We start from the raw sequence: 23,258 nt of genomic DNA on the forward strand, positions 1-23,258 counted from the left end.
GCGGCGAACCGGCCTCAGCGGCGCGCCAGGGGGCCGGGTTGCGGGTCTTCCGGCGTGGAGTCGATCACCGCGGCCTGCGCCGCCCGACGCATGCGCTCCAGTTCGTCGGGCGAAGCGGGCAGAAGGTAGAGGCGCGCGGGATGAGGGTAGAACCTCGAAGCGTAGTCGTAGCCGGCGGTGGCCTGCAGCCGCTGGACGACCACCGCCGGATGATCTCCGAGGCGGCCGGCTGCCGGTGCGGCAGGCACCTGGGCAAAAGTGGTGGGCGTGGCGATGGCCATCAGAAGCATCGAGGCGCAGCGCCGAGCGTGGTGTGTCATGGAGAAGTCCTTTCCCGGGTCGTCCGGTGGTGGCGGGTCTTCTCACTTTCGGCGGCGCAGACGAGCAAGTCCTGAAGGCTCGTCTGAAAAGTCCTCCAATGTCGTGAAGCGGATGCGGTCGCTGCCGCCCGTACGGCCTAAGCGCCTTCAGCGTACTGCCGCGGCAGCAGGATGCGGAACGTCGTTCCCACGTCGATCTTCGACTCCACTTCCAGCGTCGCGTCCAGCAGCTCGCAAAGACGCTTGACGATGGACAGTCCGATGCCCTCGCCCGCGTTCTGATGAACCTCGCGGGGGTCGTGGCGTTCGAGCTGGCGGGTCTCGGCGCGACTGCCGTCCGCATGCGTGATCTCGCCGTGAGTCGCGTCCGTCGAGATCTGCCTGGCCTGGTGCGTCGCCTCTTCCAGCGCGCCCGCCAGCTGCGACCCTGGGCCGGCATGGAATCCGGGCCCTGTGTCCTGCACCTGGATGAACCAGCGCTGCGTATCGCCATCGTCGCTGTCTCCCCAGCTCACCGTGACGCCGCCTTGCCGGGTGTACTTGATGGCGTTCAGCACCAGGTTCTGGGTGATGCGTCTCGTCTTGACCGGGTCGCCCTCGACCCACAGCACGGGAGGGCCGTTGAACCCGAGGAACAGGTTGCGCTCCTGCGCATACGCCTGCCAGCCCTCGCACACGTCGCGCAAGACGGCCGAGGCGTCCATGCCCTCGGCATTCCGATGCTCCTGCCCTCCTTGCAGGCGGGCCAGACCGGTCACGTCGTTCAGCAAGTGGCGCAATGCGCCCACGTTGCGATCGAGCAGGCGCAGGAAGTTGCTGCGGGCCAGCTCGGAAGCATTGGCGGACGCGAGGCCTGCGGTCGCGTTCGCGACCACGCCGAGATTGCCCCGCAAGTCGTGGGCGGCCTGCTGCCACAGCTGGGCGCGGTGCTGTTCCAGCTCGCGCAGCGACTCGAGGGCGTGCTCCAGATCCCTGATGTGGCTGTTGGCCTCGAGTTGCTGCAGCCGGAAGTACTGCGTGGTGCTCGCGCCAATGGCGGCACCGTACTGCTGCGCCCAGATCCTTCGGGCCGACGACATCACGGCGTGATCGAGCTGCGGGTGCGCAAGCGCGTAGGTGTCGAGTTCGACCACGACGCATTCGTTGAGCTGCGACAGCTCGCGCGTGACCTCTGCCAGGTCGAACCCTTGCTGCCATCGATGCAGGCCGTGGGCTGCGGCATCTCCCTTCTGTACCTTCCTGGCGTCCTTGACGTCTCCCGCCGCGGCATTGCCGCCGGCGCCCAGCCTTTGCTCGAAGTCGACGAGGAGCGCTGGAATGTGGTCGTGAAGCTGGGCGCGGGGAAGCGACGCGCCGGAGGTCAGCGCGGGATCGGATGTCACCGCTTTGCGCCATGCCTGCAGGATGGCTCCGCGTCGCTGCGCGATGTACGCGGCCAGGGCCGTGAACCCGGTCTCACCCGATGGCATTGCGGCGCGCTCCAGTTCACCAGCCAATACGGCTGCCATTCCATTGTCGTGTGCGCAACCGCAGGCAGGCCGCGCGGCCACCATGACGGCGGCAAGGGCAACGCCGGGTCACGCCGCGGACGTGCGCGGCCTCCGGCCAGGCGTGACCCCATATACTCCCTGGGAGTATCATCGTCCACGTATGCCGCACTCACCGACAGACAAGAAGAAGGCGCTGGCGCGGGTGCGGCGCATTCGTGGACAAGCCGAGGCCTTGGAGCGGGCACTGGAGTCCGGGGGCGATTGCGCTCCAGTGCTGCAGCAGCTTGCTGCCATCCGCGGTGCCATCAACGGGCTGATGTCGGAAGTCCTGGAGTCGCATATCCGGGAGCAGCTTGCAGCGTCCCGCAAGGCATCGACCGTGGCGCGGGACGTCACCACGCTCGTGCGCTCATACCTCAAGTGACTGCGCGGCCTCTCGATCAAGCCAGACAAGGAGACTCCCCATGAAATCCCGCGCCGCCGTTGCCTTCGAAACCGGCAAGCCGCTGCAGGTCGTCGAGATCGACGTCGAACCGCCCCGCCAGGGCGAAGTCCTGGTGCGGATCACCCATACCGGCGTGTGTCACACCGATGCCTTCACGCTCAGCGGCGATGACCCGGAAGGACTCTTCCCCGTCGTGCTGGGCCACGAAGGGGCCGGTGTCGTCGAGCAGGTGGGTCCAGGCGTCACCAGCGTGAAACCCGGCGACCACGTCATTCCGCTGTACACGGCCGAGTGCGGCGAGTGCCTGTTCTGCAAGTCCGGCAAGACCAACCTGTGCATCTCGGTGCGCGCGACGCAGGGCAAGGGCGTGATGCCCGACGGCACCAGTCGCTTCTCGTACAACGGCCAGCCGCTCCACCACTACATGGGTTGCTCGACCTTCAGCGAGTACACCGTGGTGGCGGAGGTGTCGCTGGCCAGGATCAGCCCCGACGCCGACCCCGAGCAGGTGTGCCTGCTGGGCTGCGGCGTCACCACGGGGCTGGGAGCGGTGAAGAACACGGCGAAGGTGCAGCCCGGCGACACGGTCGCCGTGTTCGGGCTGGGCGGCATCGGTCTGGCCGTGATCCACGGCGCGCAGCTGGCGCAGGCAGGTCGCATCATCGCCATCGACACCAACCCGTCGAAGTTCGATCTCGCGCGCACATTCGGCGCCACCGATTGCGTGAACCCGAAGGACCACGACAAGCCCATCCAGCAGGTGATCGTCGAGATGACCGGCTGGGGCGTCGATCATTCCTTCGAGTGCATCGGCAACGTGAGCGTGATGCGCGCCGCGCTCGAATGCGCGCACCGCGGCTGGGGCCAGTCCATCGTCATCGGCGTCGCCGGTGCGGGGCAGGAAGTCTCCACGCGCCCCTTCCAGCTGGTGACCGGGCGCACCTGGAAGGGCACTGCATTCGGCGGCGTGAAGGGTCGATCGGAACTGCCCGGCATGGTGCAGGACGCGATGCAGGGCAAGATCAAGCTGGCGCCGTTCGTCACGCACACGATGCCGCTGACCGACATCAACCAGGCCTTTGACCTCCTGCACGAAGGCAGGTCGATCCGCTCGGTGGTTCACTACTGATCGGCCATGGAACGCATCGAGCACCATGCCAGCTTCGGCGGCCGCCAGGAGGTGTGGCGGCACGCCAGCAGCACGCTGGGCTGCGAGATGAAGGTGGGCGTCTATCTGCCGCCGGCGGCGCTGCGCGGCGAGCGCTGCCCGGTGCTGTACTGGCTCTCCGGCCTCACCTGCACCGAGCAGAACTTCATCACCAAGGCCGGGGCGCAGGAGCATGCGGCGCAGCACGGGCTGATCGTGATCGCACCCGACACCAGTCCGCGCGGCAGCGCCGTGGCCGACGATCCGGCGTACGACCTGGGCCAGGGGGCGGGCTTCTACCTGAATGCCACGCAGGCACCGTGGGCCACGCACTTCCGCATGGAGGACTACGTGGTGCACGAGCTGCCCGCATGGGTCGAGCAACACTTTGCGGCCGGCGGACGTCGCGGCATCTTCGGTCACTCCATGGGCGGCCACGGCGCGCTGACACTAGCGCTGCGCCACCCTGGCCGCTATGCCAGCGTTTCGGCTTTCTCGCCGATCGTGGCGCCCGGCCAGGTGCCCTGGGGCCAGAAGGCTTTCGCCGCGTACCTGGGAGAGGACCGCAACGCCTGGGCGGCACACGACGCGGTGTCGCTGATGGCCGCGGCGCCCGAACGGCTGCCGCTGCTCGTGGACCAGGGCGAGGCGGACGAATTCCTTTCCACCCAGCTCAGGCCGGAGTTGCTCCAGGCCGCGTGCACGGCCGCCGGACATCCGCTGGCGCTGCGGATGCGTCCCGGGTACGACCACAGCTACTACTTCATCGCGAGCTTCATGGGCGAGCACGTGGCCTTCCACGCGAATGCACTCGTTCCCGCAAGGACGACCTGACCGCCCGTCGAAACGTCGAGGAAGACGGCTGGCAGCGGACCTGCATCCGCAATCCGGAGGATGCGCGTGCGCAGGCTCGACAACTACAACTGCGCCATCGCAGAGGAGAGACCGATGGTCATGCGGGGCTCGAGACGCGGCGCGCATTCGCGGCAGATCATCGCCCGGTGGAGCGTGGTCTTCGCATGAGCTCGCCTACACCGAAAGGACTGGTGATCGCGCTCGACCTCGTGGCTGCCCCGCCGGGCGATCCGCTGCCGCCCATTGGCTCGGCCCGCACGGCCGCATTGCGTCGCCTGCGCGCGCTGACCCACCAGCGCAACATCGTCGGTGTGGGGATCAGCGAGAAGACGACCGATGATGAAACGACCGGCGAGCTGAGTCTTTGCTTCTACGTGCGCAGGAAGACGCCCTTGAGCAAGGTGCGCGGGGACATGGTCGTTCCGCCCTTCGTCTGCGTGTGGGGCGACCGGAGCTACCTGACCGACGTCAAGGAGATCGGGCCGTGCCGACTCCACCATTCCGCGGTCACCGGACTGCGCAGCGGCGCGAGCGTGTCGCACGCCGCAACCGCAGCGGGCACCATCGGCGCCATCGTGCAGCGAAACGGCATGCCTTGCATCCTCAGCAACGCCCATGTGCTGGCGCGCAGCGGCAAGGCCAGGCTCGGCGACCCCATCCTCGCGCCCGGCACGACGGACGGCGGAAAACTGTCCACCGATCTTGTCGCCAGGCTGGTTGCGTTCGCGCCGCTCGACGGGTTCGGCGAGAACCTCGTGGATGCTGCCGTGGCGGAGATCCTGCCCGACAAGGCCCGAAGCATTCGATTCGATATCCCGGGCGTCTCGGCGCCCCGACGGATTGGCAAGGTGCGGCGTGGCATGCAGGTGATGAAGACCGGCAAGGCGACGCAGCAGACCGAGGCCCATGTGATCGACGAGCACTTTCGCACCCTGCTGCCCTACCCCGGACTGGGTCTGGTTCGCTTCGTCGACCAGATCCTCTGCACGTCGTTTGCCGATCCGGGCGACTCTGGTGCCCTCGTCGTCGATACAGCCTCCGGGCACGTGGTCGGCCTTCACTTTTCCGGCAACGACCAGGTCAGCATCTGCAATCCCATCGGCCCGGTGCTCCAGGCGCTGGGCATTTCATTCGCTCTTTGACTCGAACCACCAGGAGATCGCAATGAGGAGGATCATGTCGACCATGGCGCTGTGCGGCGCTGCCGCACTCGGTGGATGCGCAGCGGTGAACTCGACGCCCGGCGTGACGCGGTCCAGCGGCGGGCTGATGTACTTCATGCCCAAGCGTGACGTCCTGATCACCATCACGGCAGCGAGCGGAAGCATCACGTCGATCACGGCGGCGCCTTCCACGTCGTATGCAGATCGCAGCAAGGCCTACCAGCTGGACTACCAGCCCCACCTGCTTGCCAAGAACACGATGGACCTGGACGTGAGCGAGGCCGGCCTGCTGACCAGTTCCCAAGCCAACCAGACGGGCGACGCCGTGGCCGCGCTCGCCGGTCTGGGAACCCTCGCCGGCTACGTTCGCGGCAGCAACCTCGTCATCCAGTCCAGCCCCACGGGGGCCAAGTTGATGGCAGCCACGGATGAATGCCTGCAGGACGGCAGCTACAGCTACCTGTTGCCGGTCGACGGCCCGAACGTGCGCGATCTGTGCAGCGGCATCCGGGTCAGCATCGAACGGCATGGATGGAACCTCGACTCCAGGACGAACGATATCGGTCCGACGAGCAACCTGACCGACGGGAACACGTACGCGGGCGTGTTCTATCGCACCAACCTCCCGTACAAGGTGACGATCTCCTCCTCCGGCCTGAAGTCAGAGACCATCGTGCACTCGCCTTCCGAGTCGGCGACGCACTTCCTGCCGCTTGCGCGCACGGCCTTTGCCAACAACGATGCAAAGATCACCCTCGCGCATGGCGCTGGCGTGCCGTCCAAGTATGTGCAGGACACGGACGGGGAAGCTGCTGCGCTCCTGAAGCTGCCCGCTGCCATCGTCACCCCCTACTTCGCCGCCATAGGGCAGCTCTTCACGGCCTTCAGCAGCCGGCGCACCTCGCAGGCCGCCGACATGACCAGCAGCATTGCGCTGGAACTGGCCAAGCTGAAGTACCAGAGCTGCCTCAAGGCCATCGAGGCCAAGGACACCGACCTGATTGCCAGCTTGAAGTGCCAGGCGGACTGACGACGCGCGCGCTCGTCGAGGTGATGTGACCCTCGCTCAGACGTCCACGATGGGCTCGAAGCCGCCGTAGATCAGGCGCTGTCCGTCGAACGGCATCGGGTTGCTCTCGGGTTGCAGGCGCGGGTCGGCCATCACCTTCTTCATTCCCTCGTCGCGCACCGCGCGCGACGGCCAGACGACCCACGAAAACACCACCGTCTCGTCGTCCCTGCGCTTCACCGCCATCGGGAACGAGGTGACCTTGCCTTCCGGCACGTCGTCGCCCCAGCACTCCACCACGCGCTCGGCGCCGTGTTCCTTGAACACCACGGCCGCCCGCTCGGCGTGCTTGCGATACGCCTCGCGGTTGGCGGAAGGCACGGCAGCGACGAATCCATCCACGTACGACATGTCCATCTCCTTTTGTCGGGGCGCCCCTGCGCCCTCCCTGACACGACGGACCGCGGCTGCCGGCTTCGACATCGGAGGCCGACTGTTACACCTCCATGCAGGCGTGGCTGCCGACCGCAAACGTTCCCTAGTGTCGTGAGTCCAGTATTGGCCCCTTCGCGCAGCCGCCCGATCATCACCATCTGGTCGAATCGAAATGCCACGTATTTCCAACTCACGACACTAGCGCTTGCCGGATCGCTCGCGGGCCTCGGCCAGGGCCTGCCGCACCAACGCCTGCGCCGCCCAGCCGCTGGCGGCCAGCGCCTCGTCGAGACTGGCGCCGGCAACGTCGCGCAGCGACAGCGCCGCTTCCGTTCCCATCAGCATGGCCAGCGCATGGACGAGCCGTCGTCGCGCGCCGGCGGTCAGCTCGCTCTTCATGGCCTCGACGATGGGCGTCACGTACTGCATGCGCCGCGCAGGGCGCGGCGGCCGCGACTCCGGCGGGCTGTCCAGCCATGCCGACATGAACGAACGCTCCACCGCGTGCAAGCCCACCTCGTCGTCGAGCAGCAGCTTGTTCATGGTGCGCGCCGCGCGGGCGGCCGCTTCCGCGGGATCGTCGTGCCCGCGACGGAAGAAGCTTTCCAGTGGCGGCACTGCCCGTTCGAACATCGCGTCGCTGATCAGGTCCTCGACCGAGGCGTAGTAGCGATAGGCCGTGGCGCGCGACACCATCGCGCGCTCCGCCACTTCCGGGAAGCTTGGCTTGCGGCCGCCCTCGCACAGTGCGAGCGCGGCCTCGATGAGCGCGCGCCGCGTGCGCCGGCGTTGATTGACGCGGCCGTCGCCGGCCGTGGCGCCGCGCGAATCCCCGCTTGACGTGTCGGTTTTCATTGCTTCATAATGAGATTGCTGTCTCATGAAGAGAGACGGTCTCATTATACATCTTTGTCGCATGAGCGAGGAACACCATGGAAGCAATCCCCAAGGAACAGTTCGATCGCATGATCGATCGCCATTTCCGCTTCGAGGCGCATGACGATGTCGAGGGCGTCTTGAGCACGATGAGCCCCGACGTCGAGCACGAAGTGGTCGGCTCGCCCACCGGCCCGCTGCACGGTGTCCAGCAGGCGCGCGCCTTCTACGACGCGCTGTTCGCGGATCTGAGCGGCGAGAAGGTGACGTCGCTGCGCCGCTACTACGGGCCTGATTTCGTCGTCGACGAGAGCATGTGGGAGGGCACCGCGCCCGGAACGCCGTTCGGCATTTCCGGCGGAGGCCGGCGCCTGAGCTTTCGCCTGCTGCACGTGTTCGACATGGCGCCCGATGGCTTGATCCGGCGCGAGAACGTGTGGATCGATCTCGCCTCCATCATGCGGCAGCTGGGCGCTGCGCCGGTCGCATCGTGACGGTCCACCGAACATCAAGGAGCATCTCCATGACCGACAACGCTCGCAGCCGCGCCTGGTTCCGCGTGGGCATCGTCTACTTCGTCGTCGCGGTCGCGCTGGGCATCGCGATGGGAGCCTCCGGCGACCACTCGCTCACCGCGGTGCACGCACACCTCAATCTCCTCGGCTGGGTCAGCATGGCACTGTTCGCGCTGATCGGCATGGCCCATCCGGCCGTCACCGAAGGGCCGGTGGCGACAGCGCAGTTCTGGCTGCACAACACCGGCGTGCCCGTCATGCTGGCCGCACTGGCGCTGCGGCTCAAGGGCTACACGGCGGCCGAGCCGGTGATCGGCCTGGCCTCCGTCGTCGTCGGCATCGGTGTGGCGCTTTTCGCCTGGCTGGTGCTGACCCGCATCGGTGCGCAGTCCGCCACCAGCACAAAAGGCGGCGAGACGGCGCGACTGCACCTGTCGTGACGAGGCCATGGGGCGCGTCTCGGCCGACGACACGAGCCCCGGATGCAGCGCGAGGCATGCCGCGTCGTTGATCACGCGAAGGGCGCGCGCCGCACCTCGTCCATCAACCAGCGCTGGAAGGCAGCGACCTTCGCGTTGACCGGCTTGCCTTTGGGCCGCACGAAGTAGTACGCCGCTCCCGGATCCACGGTCACGTCGAGCAACTGCGCCAATTGGCCGGAGTGCAGGTCGTCCTGCAACAGGCCGCGAAAGAACAGGGCCACGCCGTGGCCGTCGACGGCTGCGCGACGCAAGGCATGCGAGTCGTCGATCAGCACCACGTCGAGCCGGCGGGACGACGTGTCGCCCGCACGCCTGAACCACTCTTCCCAGTGGCGCTTGTCGAACTCGCAAAGCAGCCGCTGCCGCGCGAGCGCGGCCAGCCCCTTGCGCGGTGCGAGCTCGCGCGCCAGCGCCGGGGTGCACACGGCGACGAACTCGCCGGTCAGCACCTTCCTGACCTCCGCATCCTCCCAGCGGCCATGGCCCCAGTTGATGCCGGCATCGACGTCGTCGTGCAGGAAGTCCGCCGGCTGATAAGCGTGGCGCAGCTGCAGATCGATGTTGGGGTGCCGTGCCCACCACCGGCCCAACCGCGGGGTGAGCCACTTCGCGGAGAAGTACGGCGCGATGCTGACGGTCAGCGCGTCTTGCGCATCGCTGATCAGCAACTGCCGAACCGCGCGTTCCAGTGACTCGAACCCGGCGCTGCATTCGGTGCACAGGCGGCGTCCGTCATCAGTGAGCTCGATGCGCCGGTGCAACCGCCGCAGCAGCGCGATGCCCAGGTGCTGCTCGAGGTGCCTCACGTGGTGACTGAGCGCCGACTGCGTCACGTGCAGTTCGTCGGCCGCGCGCTTGAAGCTGCCATGCCGGCCCACCGCCTCGAACGCGCGCAGCTGGTTGACGAGCATCGTCGACAAGGCCATGGCTCATCTTACGCTTGAGTCGTGCTCAAGTGAAAGCAAGCCAAAGCGTTTGAGCTTCCGGTTGTGAGGGACAAATATGTGTGCATTGCCACACGGACCTTTGAGCCCAGCTCACCACAATCATGACCAACACCTCTTCGACCAAGCTCGACAAGGCGGCCTTCGAGATCCGCAAGGGCGGCCTCCCGGTCCGCACCCTGAGCGAATCCGACGTCGAGCGCTGCCTGCCCCTGCCTCGACTGCTCGATGCCCTGGAAGAGGGGTTCGAGGCCCTCGAGCGCGGTGAGGTGCAGGCGCCGCCCCGACCGGAGATCGTGATTCCGGGCCGGGGATTCAGCCTGGCGATGCCCGCATGGCAACCGGGCTCGAAGATCGCGGTCAAGGTCGTCAATGTCTTCGACGGCAACCTGCGCGCGGGGTGGCCGAGCCATCTGTCGCTGATCACGCTGTACGAGGCAGACACGGGTGTCGCCTGCTGCGTGATGGACGGCACCTACATCACGGCGGTGCGCACGGCGGCGTCCGCTGCACTGTCGGTCCGGATGCTGGCGCGCCCCGACGCGCGGGTCGCCACCGTGATCGGCGCCGGCGTGCAGGCGCGCGAGCACTTGCGCCTGCTCCCGCTCGTGCGGCAGTTCGACCACATCAACGTCTGCTCACTGCATGACGACGAAGCCCGGCGGCTGGCCGCAAGTCATCCACTGGCACGCGCGCCGGGCGATGCGCGCGCCGCGGTCGCCGAGTCCGACGTGGTGTGCCTGGCCACCCACAGCGCGGAGCCGGTCATTGATCCGGACTGGCTTCGGCCCGGTACCCATGTCTCATCCGTCGGCTATCACCCTCCGGCCGGCGAGTTGCCGGTGCGCCTGCCGCGCGAGCACCGACTCTTCGTCGAAACCCTGGATGCGCTGCTGCCCCCGCCGGTCGGATGCGCCGAGCTGTCGACGATCGATCGTGCCCGGGCGACCACGCTGGGTGCTGTCGCGCTGGGCAAGGCGCCGGGCCGTTGCAACGACGAGGACATCACCGTCTACAAGGCAATGGGCATTGCCATGGAAGACCTGGTGGCCGCGAACCTCGCGTTGCGCTGCGCGGTCGAGCAGGGCGTCGGCGACTTCATGCGCTGGTGATGCGCACGCCGCGACATGAGCCCTGCGCTCCCGTTCTTGATCCGTTCACGTCAACCGAGGCCAGGCCGGCCTCACCAACCCAGGAGAGTCATGATGAAACCCAATGCCATCCTTGCCTGCATCGGCCTCGCACTGGGCGCCGCCTGCGTGACGACGACGACGTACGCTCACGGCGACCCCGAGCCCACTGATTTCAAGCTGCAGGAGCTGCTGCACGATGCCCGAAAGGCCACCAGGCCGTTCACGGACCTGCAGAGCGCACTGGCCGCCGGGTACACCAAGTTTCCCGACCTGAACGGCGACTGCGTCGACCAGCCCGGTCAAGGGGGCATGGGCATCCACTACGTCAACCCTGCGCTGGTGGGCGACGCCGAGCTCGACCCCATGCGTCCGGAGTTCCTGGTCTATCGCCAGGACCGCCATGGCAGGCACGAGCTGGTGGCGCTCGAGTACGTGGTGTTCGCGCCGTACTGGGACGCCGCGCATCCCCAGCCCCCCGTGCTCTTCGGCCATCCGATGCACCTGGTGCGCACGCCGAACCGCTACGGCACAGCCATGCCCTTCTACGAGCTGCATGTGTGGCTGTGGGAGCACAACCCGAACGGCCTGTTCAACGACTGGAACCCGAGGTTCAGCTGCCGCTAGAGATCTCGACGCGCGGTCGCGCCCGCTGCGCACCGCGACGGCGTGTCGTGGTTCCAGTGCGGACACAACCTTCCAAAAACGGTCATGACATGAAACGCGGCTTGAACGCCGAGTGCGGGGGACATGTCCCGAAGGGACCCACGGCCCTTCGGGACTCGCACCCTGACAACGACCGGTCCATTGCGGACCGGGACCCGAGCTCACGGTTCCAGCCAGAGCAGGTCCGGCGAACTCACCGGCACCAGGTCGCCTTCGGGCAGCAGTCTGAGAGCCTGCGCGGCTGAATTCCGCCTCGCGCAGGCTGAGAGACGCCTTGCCGCACGTCACCGGGATGTCCGACACGCCGGCGATTTGGAGTACAAGGAACAACAGCGCCGACAGCGCCTGCCTGGTGCGGATGCCGACGTGGGACCCCGACCAGAAAGGCTTCGACCATGAGAACTGCTGGAGCCCGGCGCGAACCATGGCGCACGCCGTGGATGGTGGTTGCGTTTTCCGTGGTCACCGCCGTGGCCGTGGCTCAGCAACACGAGAATCCGCCGGTGGTACGCGACGAGATCGTCGTACAGGTCAACAACGAGGTCATCACCCGCTCGCAGGTACTGCGCGAGAGCCATGAACTCGGGGCGACGCTCACGAAGCAACGTGGGATGACGACGGAGCAGGCCCGGGGCGAGGTCGAGAAGAGGCAGCCCGAGATCATCCTGAATCTCATCAACGAGGCGCTTCTTGTCCAGAGGGCCAACGAACTGGAGATGTCCGGGGACATCGACGCCGAGGTCAACCGCGAGGTGCTACGCATCGGCAGACAGGTGAACCTGCGCACCCCCGAAGAGCTCGAGGAGGCCATGCGCAGGGACGGCTTGGATCTTGCCGACGTCAAGAAGGCGATGCACCGCAGCTTCATGCGTGAAGCGGTGCTGCGGCGCGAGGTGGATGCGAAGATCTACTACGGCCTGACTGACAAGCAGCTTCGCGACTACTACAACGCGCACCGCGACCGCTTTGTCAGCGTCACGTTGTCCGAGCTGTTCCTGGGCCTTGCCGGCCGCAGCGAGAACGAGGTCAGGGCCAGCGCGGCCGACCTCGCCCGGCACGCCCGCGCGAGCACGACGAGCTTCGAGGAACTGGTGGAGAAGAACTCCGAGCGCGAGGCGACCCGCAAGACCCGGGGCGTGCTCTCGGACGGCGATGGCAAGCCGCGCTGGTTTCTTGTCTCCGAGCTGCGCCCGGACATCGCGGCGGGCGTCAAGGACCTGAAGGCAGGCGGCGTCGCCGACCCCATCAAGGGAGACGACGGCTACGTGGTGCTGCGCATCAACCAGCGCGACGACTCGTTCAGGGACAACCTCGTGCGTGGCGTGATGACCTCGGAGCGTGCCGACAAGGCACGGTCCGAGTATCTGAAGCAGCTGCGAGACGATGCACACCTGGCGGTGGCAGAGCCTTGGCGTGCCGTGCTCGAGCCCTACTTGATGAAACGTTGAGGACGGCCACGGGTTCGAGGGGACAGGGTCACGCTGACTTCCATGCCTGCGCGTCCGCCCTCGGCTCGCGCGCGTGAAGCGCGGTGGGTGCCCCCGTGGCGATGTCGGTCGCCCTCCCCCTACGCTTAGGGGCCTGTCTTTCCGGTCCGCGACCACAGGCACGCGGCCCGCCCGGTTCTCCATTCCATTGGGGATGCGGTTCCAGTCGAGAGGGCATACGTTGTCTCTCCAACGGGGAGATCGCGATGAAACGCAAGAGTGCCTCCGTGAGAAGGGCGATCGCCAGAAACTCGGCACTGCGGCTGGCGCTGCTGGCTGCCTTGTCGGCCGCTCCGGCGGGGGCTCGTGCCGGTGAGGTTTTCGGAACGATCAGCGAAAACAACAAGCCGGTGCCCAACGAATCCGTCTCGATCCGGTGCGACGCCGGCACCAGCGACACCAGATCCACGGACGAGTTCGGCTCGTTCCGGTTGTTCGTCGGCAGCGAAGGACCGTGCAAGCTGACGGTTCGCGGCCTGGAGGGCGTGACCGTCCAGTCCTACAGAAGTCCGCAGCGCTACAACCTCGAGATCAGGAAGTCCGGAAGCAATACCTCCCTGCAACGGAGGTGAGGCATGGCCTCATCGAAACCCAAGGACCGATGGGAGAAGGCCGATATCGTCCTGAAGGCGCTGCTGCCGGTGGCCGTCGCAGCTGTCGGCTACTTCGGAACCTCCTATCTCTCGGACAGGCAGCACGCCGAGTCGACGAAGCAGTTCTACACCGACCTGCTTGCCCGTCGAGAAGAGTCCGACAGCAACCTCCGCAAGGAGATGTTCCGCTACGTCATCGACAACTTCCTCGGCAACCCGCAGGCCGATCCCGTGAAGATGGTGGTCGGCCTCGAGATGCTCGCGCTGAACTTCCACGATTCCTTCGACCTGTCCCCGCTCTTCAAGGATGTCCACGCGGCGCTGCAGAAGATGCAGAACGCCGAGTCGACAAAGGCGTTGCGCACACGGCTGATCGACATCAGCAAGGAGATCGCGGATCGACAAGCCGCGTCGCTCGCCGATGTCGACCACCGCTGGGACACCGAGATCAGCGACTTCGCGGAGACGCTGGCACCCAACTTCGGCAGCAAGTTGCTGCTCAAGCGTGACCTGAAGCCATTGTCGGAACCAACGACAAGCGGCAGGCAGTCGACCGTCAACCTGACGCTGGAAGTGCTCGCCGTCGACACGATCCAGCAGACCGCGCAACTGCGGCTCGAGGTACGCCGTGCCGATGCGCCGCAACCCGTGGTGGAACGCGCGTTCTGGCTGTCGTACTTCGACTTTCCCGCACTCAACAACGTGCGACTGCCCAACCGCGAGCGTGTCGCCGTTGCGCTGCGGCGGTTTGACGGCAACAGCGCCCAGTTGCAAGTGCTGCACTTCCCGGAGACGCGCGCGAGCCTGAAGGAAAAACCTTATTTCGATGACCTGATCTTCGAAATGAAGCATCGGGCCGACTGAGAGGATGCAATGTCCGCATGCTTTCGCAACTCGTCGCACGGATGCCGTCTTCGGCTTGCCGCCGCATCGCTTGTCGTCCTGCTGAGCCCCCTTGCCGCAGGCGCGCAGCCCAAGCCCGCGGCACCGCCGGCGGCCAGCGGTCCCGCCTCCGCTGTGCCTGCTAAGACGATCACGCTCACGGTGGAGGTCGTGGGAGGCACGCCCAGCCAGCCTATCAGCGGGGCGCGGATCTTCGTCCGTACGGAGACGGGCACATTGCTCGTCGAGAGCCGTACCAACAAGCACGGTCTGGCGGTGATCCAGGACGTTCCCGCCGCAAAGGTGAAGCTGCAGGTCACCGCGACGAACGACTGGGCGCCACAAGGCGTCGTCGTCGACGTGGGCCGACTCAAGTCACCGCCCACGGTGACGTTCGTTCTGCTTGCCAACACGGCTGCGGAGCCCACCCGATGAGACCCTGCGCATGGGGCAGCGAAGAGCGGCCACCTGGCACTTGGCCCGCGAGCCGCTCGCTGTCATCATCCGCCTCGCGCGCCAGGCACCAGCTTCACACCCCATCGAAGGCAATATCCGGAGGGCACAGTGGCAAGACAGATCGTCTTCACTCCGAAGGCCGCCAAGCCGCCGACAACATACAGCCAAGCCGTCAAGGCGGGCGGCCTGGTGTTCGTCTCGGGCACGGCCCCGGCGGACCCGGTCACGGGCGCCATCGTGGGCACCACCATCCAGGAGCAGACACGGCAGTGCCTGACGAACATTCAGGCCATCCTGGAAGAAGCAGGCAGCTCGCTGGACAAGATCGTCAGCGTCACCGTCGTGCTGGCGGAGGAAGACGACTTTGCCGGAATGAACGAAGAGTGGCTGAAGTGGTTTCCCTCCGACCCACCGGCTCGCCAGGGCGCCAAGCTGCCTGCGCGCATTCCGGGCCTGAAGGTGTCCATTGCGGCCATCGCCGAGGGCTGATCGGCGTCGGCATCTCCCTTTGGCGCCCGCTTCCGTTTGACTGCAAGGCGATCAGCTCGTGTTGCATGGGATGCACGAGCCGCTCACTGCCGTGTCGGCATCGCGTCATCGTCGCCGGGAGGCGCAGCGACACCGCCGATCGAGTTAACCCTGAAAAAAGGCCTGCCGGCAATGTCGACGCGCTGCAATTTCACGTCCACTCTGGCGCCGCCGTAGCGCAGCTCGATCCAGCCATCCGGCATGTACTTGGCGTTGGAGCAATGCGCTTCCACAAGGAACGCCAGAGAACTCGGCTCCAGCATCTCTCCCACAGGAAGGAAGTCCCATGGGTCGCTGCTGCATCCGGACCGACTGGGAGACGGGGGGTGCGAAGCGCCTGCCGCGATCAAGAGTGCGCAAGCGATACCCAAGCACACGGCGAGTGCCTGAGCGGTGCGATCAGGAACGCTCTTGCCACGTTCCAGCCAGAGGACGCTGGGCGACGTCATGTCGCAACTCCCAGAAGCGCAGGGATCGATGCAGCATAGTCCGATCGCCCCCATGCCGCTACGGGGGAGCTGCAGGGCAGAAGCCTGCGGATCCGCCAGCTCAACCGAGCGCTAAAGTTTGCGAACCCGGCGAGCAAGTCGTACCTCGCCGCCACCACCCGAAGAACGCCCCTTCCTCGTTTTTCCAGCCGTCGGCACGGAACGGCAACAAGGCTGGATTCTTTCGGCCGGAATGGGCATCATTCGAGGTCTGCCGTCACAGCCAAGGAGATTCGCATGTCCTTGCTTCCCGCTACCTACGGTCAGGTCATCTCAGGGCTCAGCCACAACGGCCAGCCGGTGCAAGCGGCAGTGTTCAACGACAACCAGGTGCGCGCCGCGGCCGGCATGGCGCTGGTGCTCGCTGCCGTGGCCCTCGTCTACGGCCGCTTCGAGCAGTTCTACCTGCCGATGCAGGCCATCACGACATTCCTGTTCGTCGAGTTCCTGATCCGCGTGACGATCGGCATCCAGTACAGCCCGCTCGGTGTGCTGGCGGGCTGGATGGTGCAGCGCAAGGGGCCCGATTGGGCCTCGGCCAAGCCCAAGCGCTTCGCCTGGACGCTCAACCTCATCATGGCGGGCGCGATGATGGTCATCACCAACGCCGGCGTCACCGGCATCCTGCCGCTGACGATCTGCGTCATCTACATGCTGCTGCTCTGGATGGAGTCCGTGCTGGGCGTGTGCGTCGGCTGCGAGATCCACGGCTTCATGGTGAAGCAGGGCTGGGTGCAAAAGGACAGCGCCTTCGAGATCTGCGCCCACGGCGCCTGCGAAGTGCCCAAGCGCTGAGCCTTCCAGCTTCCTGCTTCCCCCGAGGAGACCGTCGTGCCAGATGCCATTCCCCTCGGCGCTGCCGCCGAGGTACCGAGGCCCATGCCGTTCGCGATCATGCGCAACGCCCACGAGGCCTTGCGTGCCAGCATCCAATTGCAGCGCGACGCGCTGGAAACCGGCGCCCGCACGGCCTTCGCCGAAGAGTGGAAACGCCTGCGGCGCGCACTTGCGGTGCACATGGCGATGGAGGACCGCAGCATGTTCGCCTTGCTCGATGCGGTGAGCGCGGGTGCTTGCACCGGCGCCGGCCTGCCCGCCGAGCACGCGGACGACGTGCGCCTCGCGGCCGCCGTGGACGCTGCGCTGGCCGACATCGACATCGCGGCCTTGCAGAAGGCCTGGGCCGCCTGGCGCGACGAGCACCTGCATCACCTCGAGCACGAGGAGGCGGTGATGATGCCGCTGACGATGAAGACCGCGCCCACGCCCGAGGGCCGCGCGCGCATCGTCAACGAACGCCTGCTCACGCCCAGCGCCGAGATGGCCGACTTCGACTGGTTCGTCGGCTGGGTGGTGGAGATGCTCAGCCGCCACGGCTCTACCGCGCAGCCGCCCGCCGTGGCGACACGCGTGTTCACCTGGGGCCTGCAGCACGCCTGCACGCCGGAACAGTGGCGGCGCTTCCGGCCCATCGTCGAGCGCAGCTGCCCGCCCACGATGTGGGACGAGCTGGTGCGCGACTACGGACTGGATGCCGACGGGAAGATCACCGCCTGAGCGCGTGCCGCCGCGCACGCGCCAGACTCAAGGCAAGTCTCCCTCGACGAACGGATTGGAGGCCTCGTACTCGGCCCGGCTCTTGCGACGATGATCACCGGCGAGTTGAACCGAGCTCATGGCCCGATCCACGTAGATCTCCGATCGAAGCGGCCAACTGCGAGCGGCATCGAACAGGCCCGGCATGAGTTCATAACTCGATGGCTCGCCTCCGGCCTGGACATCGTTGAACCACAAATGCGAACCGCAGCGCGGGCAGAAGGCCCGCTCGGCGAAGGATGAGGATCGGTATGTGGCCACCTCGCCGGTGACAGTGACCGCGGAAGCATCCGCCGTGAAGCACAGGAACAGCCCGCCCGACCACCGCTGGCACATCCGACAGTGGCAGGCTCCGACGCGTGGGTCGTGCTGACCGGCAACCGCAATCGTCACGGCGCCGCAGAGGCAGTGCCCGATGATGCTCGTCGCGGCGAGCCCGGGTTCGACAGGCGTTGGCTGCATAGACGGCTCCCAAGTGATCCCCGCCACCAGCAACTGGCGAGCCCAGGTCACGAACGTCAGTCGCGTGCAAGAGCCTGGGCAGATGCGCCGGGCGAGCGGCCTCCATGCGAGCCACAAGGGCGTCGGGGCGTGGAAGGCGGCGCGGGCACGCCTGGACCTTCACCGGTCCCCGCGAACTTTTTTCAATGCGGCTGAGCCCGCGCGATGCCGCGCTTGTCGATCCGGCTGATCTTCGTTCGTCGTAGGGGTTGAGGCGGCGGAATCGTTCCGCCGCGCCACGACCCAGGAGACGTGACCATGCGATTCCTTTCGATGATCCGCATCGACGAAGCCACCGGCCAGGTGCCCAGCGAACAGCTGATGGCCGACATGGGCAAGCTGCTCGAGGAGCTCACCCGCACCGGACAGCTGGTGAGCACTGCCGGGCTGAGGCCCACCTCGGAAGGCGTGCGCGTGCGGCTGCACCGCGGAGGCAAGCTGTCAGTGTCGGATGGCCCGTTCACCGAGACCAAGGAGGTGATCGGCGGCTACGCCATCCTCGAGGCGGCGTCGAAGGCGGAGGCGGTCGAACTGACGCGGCGATTCCTCAAGGTCCACGGTACCGATTGGGACGTCGAGTGCGAGGTGCGCCAGCTCGACGGGCCGGAGTTCGGCTGCAAGTCCTGAGGCGCGCAATCACGCCACGCTTGTTACTCACGCCGTCGGGCCGGCCGCATTAGCCTGCCCGTCAGATCACACCAAATCAGCCAAGGACCGGCCATGTCTTCCTGGACGAACGCTCTGCGCCATCACTACCGTTGGATCATCGTCGCCGCGGGTGGCGTGCTCGGCTGCGTGGCGATCGGCGGGCTCTTTTCACTGCCGGTGTTTCTGCGGCCGATCGCTCAGGACACGGGGTGGTCCACGACCGGGATCTCCACCGCAATGACGCTCGCCTTCGTGGCGCTGGCGCTCGGCAGCATCGCCTGGGGCTACCTCAGCGACCGCGTGGGGCCGCGCATCGTCGTGTTCGCGGGTTCGATATTGCTCACCGGCGGACTCGCGCTGGCCAGCCTGGCGACATCGCTCGTGGCGTTCCAGCTGCTGTTCGGCGTGGTCGTCGGCTTCAGCGCGGCGGCGATCTTTGCACCGATGATGGCGTGCGTCACCGGATGGTTCGACACGCGGCGGAGCCTGGCGGTGTCGCTGGTGTCGGCGGGCATGGGCATGGCGCCGATGACCATGTCGCCGCTGGCCGCGTGGCTGGTGCAGACCCACGACTGGCGCACGTCGCTGCAAATCATCGCAGCCCTGGTGGCGGCCATCATGGTGCCCGCGGCTCTGCTGGTGCGCCGCCCGCCCGCGCTGGCGCAACCCGCGGCCGTTGCGGCACCGGGCTCGGCGCATGAGCCGGCCATGTCTGTCGGGCAAGCCCTGCGCTCTGCGCCATTCCTCATCCTGGTGGTGACGAGCTTTCTGAGCTGCGCCACCCACTCGGGGCCGATCTTTCACACGGTGAGCTACGCCGTCACCTGCGGCATTCCGCTCATGGCTGCCGTGTCGATCTACAGCCTGGAAGGCCTCGCGGGGATGGGCGGGCGACTCGTGTTCGGGCTGCTGGGCGACCGCTTCGGGGCGGCGCGCGTCCTGGTGCTGGCGCTGCTCGCCCAGGCGATGGTGGTGCTGGGCTATGTGTACGCGCGCGAGCTGGGAAGCTTCTACACCGTCGCTGCGTTGTTCGGTTTTACCTATGCGGGGGTGATGCCGCTGTTTGCCGTCATCGCGCGCGAGAATTTTCCGCTGCGCATGATGGGCACGGTGATCGGCGGCACCACCATGGCCAGCAGCCTTGGAATGGCGCTGGGCCCCGTGCTGGGTGGAATGATCTACGACACGTTTTCGAGCTATGCGTGGCTCTTCATCGGCGCCTTCTCGCTGGGCATCGGCGCCTTCCTGGCCGCGCTGGCGTTCACGCGGCTGCCACGGCGGCAGATGATCGCTGTGGGGGCATGAGCGCTACTGGCCCGACTGGCGCTTTGTCAATAAAGTGGTCACCGGCACCATCGCCTGGCGACCCCGACTGCGACATGCTGACGCAGGGTCGATGGCGGTGGCTTGCGCCGCTTGCGCTGTCGACGCCAGGAGAAGCCATGACCTCGGTTGCCATCAAGGGTTCCCGCTACAGGATCAAGCCGGAGGAGGCGGACAAGTACGGACCCTTCAACAGAACCTTCCTTGCCGAAGGAGATTCGTGGATGGACGCGAGCGCCTGGAATCAAGGCTCGCTGCCGGAGTACCTCGCTCGCGAGTTCAACAACCTCGGGCGTACGAACCTGATCGTGAACGTCTCGACCTCCGGCCACACGCTCACTCGAATCGTCGACATGATGACCGATGACTTTGTCTGGTGGCTCGATCAGCAGGAGTACGACGGCGTCCTGTTCAGCGCTGGCGGCAACGACTTCATTGACGCAGCCCGGGACACACCACCGGGACAAGGGATCCTGCACGACATGCACGGCCAGCCGCTTCCGGAGAATGGTGATGCATGTGTCCGGCAGGACGCACTCCAGGATCTGGTGGCCTACCTGAACACGAACTTCGAAGCGATCTACCAGGCACTGAGAACGAGCAGGAAGAACGCAAACACGCCGATCTACTTGAACTGCTATGACACGCCTGTGGCTCGGGATGCGCCCGCCTTCCGCAACTTCTCCGGTCCCTGGCTGTACACGGCGTACACGAACAACGGGATAGACCCGTCACTTTGGGATGCTCTGACGCAGCGCCTATTCGAGGAAATCAAGGACACGATCCAGGGCTGGACCGTGGGGCGAGCCGGCGTGGTCGCCGTCGCCACCACGGGCCGCATGGACAAGGCTGATCCGAAGGCAACCGGCGACAGCTTCGATTGGGTCAATGAGATCCACCCCAACAAGAGCGGATGGAAGAAGCAGGTTCCTGCCTGGCTGGCTGTCCTGCCACCGTAAGGCCCCGAGCTGGTCTGGCAGCACGCGTGCAGGCGGTGTCCCTGTCGGCGGCGCTGCCGATGGCGTCGCGATGACCGGCACGGCTATCTGCGCGCCAGCGCTTTCTCCAGCGTGAGCAGCGGCGCCTTGTAGTAGGGGCTGACACCTGGCGGGGCACCGCCTCATACATCATGGGATCCTGCATGGTCCGCCCCCGCACGGCACCGATGTTCGGCACCGACGCCAACACCGCCTCGGCCTCGTCGAAGCGCCCCTGCATGCTGCGGTTGCGCGCCAGGTGGGAGTAGCGAAACGCGTTGCAAGGACAGCTGGCCCACACCACCTTCTGGAGCTCGAGCGCTTCGCGAAAGTGTCGATCCGCTTCGTCATGCTCGCCCCGATCGTGAAAGACTTCGTCGTCGACGTGTTCAAGGTGAACGCGCGCGACAACCCCGCGAACGACGAACTGCGGCAGTTGCCCGCGCAGATGCGACGCGCGCCTGCTCGGCCGCATCGTCCGCCCTGCGCGCCTGCACCAGTGCGGCGCCTGCGCCCAGGACCACCGTCGAGCAGATGCGCCTCGCCGTCGGCAGTGACGAGCACGTTGGAGGGTTTGAGGTCGCGGTGCACCACCAGTCGGCCGTGTGCATAGGCCACGGCGCGTGCCACCTGCAGGAACAGGCGGAGTCGTTCGGGCACGCCGAGCGCCTTCGTTTCGCACCATGTGTCGAGCGGCTGCCCGTCGATGTACTCGAGCGCGAGGTAAGGCCGGCCCGATGCATCGACACCGGCGTCGTAAAGCCGTGCGATGTTCGGGTGCTCGAGGGAAGCACCGATGTCGCGCTCGCGCGCCATGCGCTCGGTCAGACCCGCACCCCAGGCCAGGCGCGGCAGCTTGAGCGCGACATGTCGCTTCAGGCTCCCATCGGCTCGCTCGGCCAGCCACACCGCGCCCATGCCGCCGCGCCCGATCTCTCGGATCAGCCGGTACGGGCCGACGAGGTCTTCGGCCCGGGCCACCGTTTCATCAACCGCGCCACCCGCCAGCTTCGCCCCGGCGGACATGAAGCCGGCGTGGCCCGGCGACAGGTGCTCGGACAGCATCTCGCGCAGCTGCGGCAGCAGGTGACGATGCGCTTCGGGCAGCGCTGCGAGCCAGGCTTCGACCTGCGCCGGTTCGAGGTCGAGCGCTTCGTCGAGCAGGCGGCTCAAGGTCGAAAGATCGGCGAGGCTCGGCGACATGGTGCGGACTCGGTCGTGGCTTTCCGGGTACGGACGCATTTTGGCGCCCGCACCGGACACGGCTGCTACGTCTTCATCGCCTTCATCAGCAGCAGTCGGGCTTTCTCCCAGTCGCGCCGCACCGTTCGCTCGGTCACGCCCAGGACCTCGGCAATCTCAAGCTCGCAGTAGCCACCGAAATAGCGCATCTCGACCACCTGCGCCAGGCGCGGCTCGGCCTGTTCGAGCGCGAGCAGGGCTTCGTGTACATGCAGGACCTCGTCCTCACCGCTCGGCAGCTCGGCCGTGACCTGCGTGTCCAGGGTCAGCTCGGTCGGCGCCCCACCACGCCGCTCTGCCTGGCGCTCGCGAACGGAATCGATGATGACCGAGCGCATGACCTTGGACGCATACCCGAAGAATGCCCTTCGGTCTTCGATCCGCAATTCCCCGACCTTCACCAAGCGCAGATACGACTCGTGCACCAGGGCCGTGATCTCGAGAAAGGTGTTGCGTCCGCCGTCTCGCAGCCGTGAGCGTGCGAGCTTGCGCAGCTCGGAGTAGGCCGCCGCGAACAACTCGTCGCGCGCCGCGGGGTCACCGTGAGCGACCTTCTGGATCAATTCCGTAAGACTGCGCATGCGACCCGACTCCTCTGGATCGTCTCGTGCCGATTGGGGCACAAACCGAAGGGATTGAGAAGGGCCGAGCTCGGTCGAGTTGGGCCTGCGGAGCTGGCAATGGCCTCTTTGGTCGGTGATGTCCGGTCTGGCGTCGAATGCGCGTCCGATGAAGCGAGGGCAGGTGTGGAGTTCGATCCGACACCCTGAGCCCCGCGATCCACCTGACGGAGCACGCCATGTCCATCGACTTCCGTTCCACGAAGCAGCCCATGCGGCCGAGCTACCCACAACCCAAGCGTGCCAGGAAGGCCGCGATGGCCCTTGTCGCCGTGCTGGCCAGCAGCACGCAGCTGGGGGGCATGCTGACCATGTTCGAGATGCGCAGCGATGACACGGCGATGGCCCGGGCATCGATCAAGGCCCAACCGTCAAGCACAGACATCGTCGTGCGCAAGATCGATTCAGGGCCACGCGGCTGAACCGACGACCAAGGCACC

General features: G+C 66.5%; 30 protein-coding genes. 20 read left to right on the plus strand and 10 right to left on the minus strand.

Features of this window, described 5'->3' with window-relative positions; translation table 11 throughout:
• Positions 1 to 14: 14 nt before the first annotated feature.
• On the minus strand, positions 15 to 320 hold the full coding sequence (locus P7V53_RS22170) for a hypothetical protein (protein ID WP_280151682.1): 306 nt from the start codon (positions 318 to 320) through the stop codon (positions 15 to 17).
• A 137-nt stretch (positions 321 to 457) separates the two neighbouring features.
• Positions 458 to 1,828 carry a sensor histidine kinase gene (locus P7V53_RS22175; protein WP_280151683.1) on the minus strand — a complete coding sequence of 457 codons (1,371 nt, stop codon included), beginning with the start codon at positions 1,826 to 1,828 and terminating at the stop codon, positions 458 to 460.
• A 142-nt stretch (positions 1,829 to 1,970) separates the two neighbouring features.
• Between P7V53_RS22175 and P7V53_RS22180 the strand changes: the two genes are divergently transcribed.
• From P7V53_RS22180 to P7V53_RS22195, 4 genes are all read left to right on the plus strand, one after another.
• Positions 1,971 to 2,234, plus strand: a complete 264-nt coding sequence (locus P7V53_RS22180) for a metal/formaldehyde-sensitive transcriptional repressor (RefSeq protein ID WP_280151684.1) — start codon at positions 1,971 to 1,973, stop codon at positions 2,232 to 2,234.
• 40 nt (positions 2,235 to 2,274) lie between these two features.
• Positions 2,275 to 3,384, plus strand: a complete 1,110-nt coding sequence (locus tag P7V53_RS22185) for an S-(hydroxymethyl)glutathione dehydrogenase/class III alcohol dehydrogenase (protein ID WP_280151685.1) — start codon at positions 2,275 to 2,277, stop codon at positions 3,382 to 3,384.
• A gap of 6 nt (positions 3,385 to 3,390) precedes the next feature.
• Positions 3,391 to 4,236: an S-formylglutathione hydrolase gene (gene fghA, locus P7V53_RS22190; RefSeq protein WP_280151686.1), complete on the plus strand. Its 846-nt coding sequence runs from the start codon at positions 3,391 to 3,393 to the stop codon at positions 4,234 to 4,236.
• A gap of 212 nt (positions 4,237 to 4,448) precedes the next feature.
• The gene (locus P7V53_RS22195; RefSeq protein ID WP_280151687.1) at positions 4,449 to 5,399 is read left to right on the plus strand and encodes a hypothetical protein; all 951 of its coding nucleotides are present in this window, start codon (positions 4,449 to 4,451) and stop codon (positions 5,397 to 5,399) included.
• On the opposite strand, the gene P7V53_RS22200 is transcribed toward P7V53_RS22195, so the two are convergent.
• Positions 5,385 to 5,597: a hypothetical protein gene (locus P7V53_RS22200; RefSeq protein WP_280151688.1), complete on the minus strand. Its 213-nt coding sequence runs from the start codon at positions 5,595 to 5,597 to the stop codon at positions 5,385 to 5,387. The two genes, P7V53_RS22195 and P7V53_RS22200, sit on opposite strands and share 15 nt — an antisense overlap.
• Positions 5,598 to 5,679: 82 nt before the next feature.
• Here P7V53_RS22200 and P7V53_RS22205 point away from each other — a divergent pair, with 82 nt between their 5' ends.
• The gene (locus P7V53_RS22205) at positions 5,680 to 6,450 is read left to right on the plus strand and encodes a hypothetical protein (protein WP_280151689.1); all 771 of its coding nucleotides are present in this window, start codon (positions 5,680 to 5,682) and stop codon (positions 6,448 to 6,450) included.
• 36 nt (positions 6,451 to 6,486) lie between these two features.
• On the opposite strand, the gene P7V53_RS22210 is transcribed toward P7V53_RS22205, so the two are convergent.
• Entirely contained in the window at positions 6,487 to 6,840 is a 354-nt protein-coding gene (locus tag P7V53_RS22210; protein ID WP_280151690.1) for a DUF1428 domain-containing protein, read from the minus strand.
• Between the two features lie 222 nt (positions 6,841 to 7,062).
• Positions 7,063 to 7,719: a TetR/AcrR family transcriptional regulator gene (locus P7V53_RS22215; protein WP_280151691.1), complete on the minus strand. Its 657-nt coding sequence runs from the start codon at positions 7,717 to 7,719 to the stop codon at positions 7,063 to 7,065.
• A gap of 77 nt (positions 7,720 to 7,796) precedes the next feature.
• On the opposite strand from P7V53_RS22215, the gene P7V53_RS22220 reads away from it, so the two are divergent.
• On the plus strand, positions 7,797 to 8,234 hold the full coding sequence (locus P7V53_RS22220) for a nuclear transport factor 2 family protein (RefSeq protein WP_280151692.1): 438 nt from the start codon (positions 7,797 to 7,799) through the stop codon (positions 8,232 to 8,234).
• Between the two features lie 29 nt (positions 8,235 to 8,263).
• Complete coding sequence (locus P7V53_RS22225; protein WP_280151693.1) at positions 8,264 to 8,695, plus strand: hypothetical protein; 432 nt, start codon at positions 8,264 to 8,266, stop codon at positions 8,693 to 8,695.
• A gap of 71 nt (positions 8,696 to 8,766) precedes the next feature.
• On the opposite strand, the gene P7V53_RS22230 is transcribed toward P7V53_RS22225, so the two are convergent.
• Positions 8,767 to 9,663, minus strand: coding sequence for a LysR substrate-binding domain-containing protein (locus P7V53_RS22230; protein WP_280151694.1), 897 nt, complete (start codon positions 9,661 to 9,663; stop codon positions 8,767 to 8,769).
• 122 nt (positions 9,664 to 9,785) lie between these two features.
• On the opposite strand from P7V53_RS22230, the gene P7V53_RS22235 reads away from it, so the two are divergent.
• From P7V53_RS22235 to P7V53_RS22265, 7 genes are all read left to right on the plus strand, one after another.
• The gene (locus P7V53_RS22235) at positions 9,786 to 10,793 is read left to right on the plus strand and encodes an ornithine cyclodeaminase family protein (protein ID WP_280151695.1); all 1,008 of its coding nucleotides are present in this window, start codon (positions 9,786 to 9,788) and stop codon (positions 10,791 to 10,793) included.
• 90 nt (positions 10,794 to 10,883) lie between these two features.
• The gene (locus P7V53_RS22240; protein ID WP_280151696.1) at positions 10,884 to 11,438 is read left to right on the plus strand and encodes a hypothetical protein; all 555 of its coding nucleotides are present in this window, start codon (positions 10,884 to 10,886) and stop codon (positions 11,436 to 11,438) included.
• A gap of 434 nt (positions 11,439 to 11,872) precedes the next feature.
• Positions 11,873 to 12,925 carry a peptidyl-prolyl cis-trans isomerase gene (locus P7V53_RS22245; RefSeq protein ID WP_280151697.1) on the plus strand — a complete coding sequence of 351 codons (1,053 nt, stop codon included), beginning with the start codon at positions 11,873 to 11,875 and terminating at the stop codon, positions 12,923 to 12,925.
• Between the two features lie 245 nt (positions 12,926 to 13,170).
• Positions 13,171 to 13,536: a hypothetical protein gene (locus P7V53_RS22250; RefSeq protein ID WP_280151698.1), complete on the plus strand. Its 366-nt coding sequence runs from the start codon at positions 13,171 to 13,173 to the stop codon at positions 13,534 to 13,536.
• A 3-nt stretch (positions 13,537 to 13,539) separates the two neighbouring features.
• Positions 13,540 to 14,421: a hypothetical protein gene (locus P7V53_RS22255; RefSeq protein WP_280151699.1), complete on the plus strand. Its 882-nt coding sequence runs from the start codon at positions 13,540 to 13,542 to the stop codon at positions 14,419 to 14,421.
• 180 nt (positions 14,422 to 14,601) lie between these two features.
• Entirely contained in the window at positions 14,602 to 14,874 is a 273-nt protein-coding gene (locus P7V53_RS22260; protein WP_280151700.1) for a hypothetical protein, read from the plus strand.
• Between the two features lie 129 nt (positions 14,875 to 15,003).
• The gene (locus P7V53_RS22265) at positions 15,004 to 15,384 is read left to right on the plus strand and encodes a Rid family hydrolase (protein ID WP_280151701.1); all 381 of its coding nucleotides are present in this window, start codon (positions 15,004 to 15,006) and stop codon (positions 15,382 to 15,384) included.
• Between the two features lie 83 nt (positions 15,385 to 15,467).
• Here the strand turns inward: P7V53_RS22265 and P7V53_RS22270 are convergent, their stop codons facing one another.
• Positions 15,468 to 15,686, minus strand: a complete 219-nt coding sequence (locus P7V53_RS22270) for a hypothetical protein (protein ID WP_280151702.1) — start codon at positions 15,684 to 15,686, stop codon at positions 15,468 to 15,470.
• Between the two features lie 462 nt (positions 15,687 to 16,148).
• Between P7V53_RS22270 and P7V53_RS22275 the strand changes: the two genes are divergently transcribed.
• Positions 16,149 to 16,706 carry a DUF4395 domain-containing protein gene (locus P7V53_RS22275; protein WP_280151703.1) on the plus strand — a complete coding sequence of 186 codons (558 nt, stop codon included), beginning with the start codon at positions 16,149 to 16,151 and terminating at the stop codon, positions 16,704 to 16,706.
• 84 nt (positions 16,707 to 16,790) lie between these two features.
• On the plus strand, positions 16,791 to 17,468 hold the full coding sequence (locus tag P7V53_RS22280) for a hemerythrin domain-containing protein (RefSeq protein ID WP_280151704.1): 678 nt from the start codon (positions 16,791 to 16,793) through the stop codon (positions 17,466 to 17,468).
• Positions 17,469 to 17,495: 27 nt separating this feature from the next.
• On the opposite strand, the gene P7V53_RS22285 is transcribed toward P7V53_RS22280, so the two are convergent.
• Complete coding sequence (locus tag P7V53_RS22285; RefSeq protein WP_280151705.1) at positions 17,496 to 18,020, minus strand: GFA family protein; 525 nt, start codon at positions 18,018 to 18,020, stop codon at positions 17,496 to 17,498.
• Positions 18,021 to 18,266: 246 nt separating this feature from the next.
• On the opposite strand from P7V53_RS22285, the gene P7V53_RS22290 reads away from it, so the two are divergent.
• The 3 genes from P7V53_RS22290 (at position 18,267) to P7V53_RS22300 (ending at position 20,938) form a co-directional block, all read left to right on the plus strand.
• Positions 18,267 to 18,635 (plus strand): YciI family protein, encoded by a 369-nt coding sequence (locus tag P7V53_RS22290; RefSeq protein WP_280151706.1) that lies wholly within the window; start codon positions 18,267 to 18,269, stop codon positions 18,633 to 18,635.
• A gap of 93 nt (positions 18,636 to 18,728) precedes the next feature.
• Positions 18,729 to 19,961, plus strand: coding sequence for an MFS transporter (locus tag P7V53_RS22295; RefSeq protein WP_280151707.1), 1,233 nt, complete (start codon positions 18,729 to 18,731; stop codon positions 19,959 to 19,961).
• Between the two features lie 137 nt (positions 19,962 to 20,098).
• A complete protein-coding gene (locus tag P7V53_RS22300; protein WP_280151708.1) occupies positions 20,099 to 20,938 on the plus strand; it encodes a GDSL-type esterase/lipase family protein in 840 nt (279 codons plus the stop codon).
• A gap of 168 nt (positions 20,939 to 21,106) precedes the next feature.
• Here the strand turns inward: P7V53_RS22300 and P7V53_RS22305 are convergent, their stop codons facing one another.
• Entirely contained in the window at positions 21,107 to 22,219 is a 1,113-nt protein-coding gene (locus P7V53_RS22305) for a serine/threonine-protein kinase (protein WP_280151709.1), read from the minus strand.
• A 5-nt stretch (positions 22,220 to 22,224) separates the two neighbouring features.
• Positions 22,225 to 22,779: an ECF-type sigma factor gene (locus P7V53_RS22310; protein ID WP_280151710.1), complete on the minus strand. Its 555-nt coding sequence runs from the start codon at positions 22,777 to 22,779 to the stop codon at positions 22,225 to 22,227.
• 218 nt (positions 22,780 to 22,997) lie between these two features.
• Here P7V53_RS22310 and P7V53_RS22315 point away from each other — a divergent pair, with 218 nt between their 5' ends.
• The gene (locus P7V53_RS22315; protein ID WP_280151711.1) at positions 22,998 to 23,240 is read left to right on the plus strand and encodes a hypothetical protein; all 243 of its coding nucleotides are present in this window, start codon (positions 22,998 to 23,000) and stop codon (positions 23,238 to 23,240) included.
• Positions 23,241 to 23,258 lie beyond the last annotated feature (18 nt).

This window comes from Piscinibacter sp. XHJ-5 (assembly GCF_029855045.1).
GTDB lineage: Bacteria > Pseudomonadota > Gammaproteobacteria > Burkholderiales > Burkholderiaceae_C > Albitalea.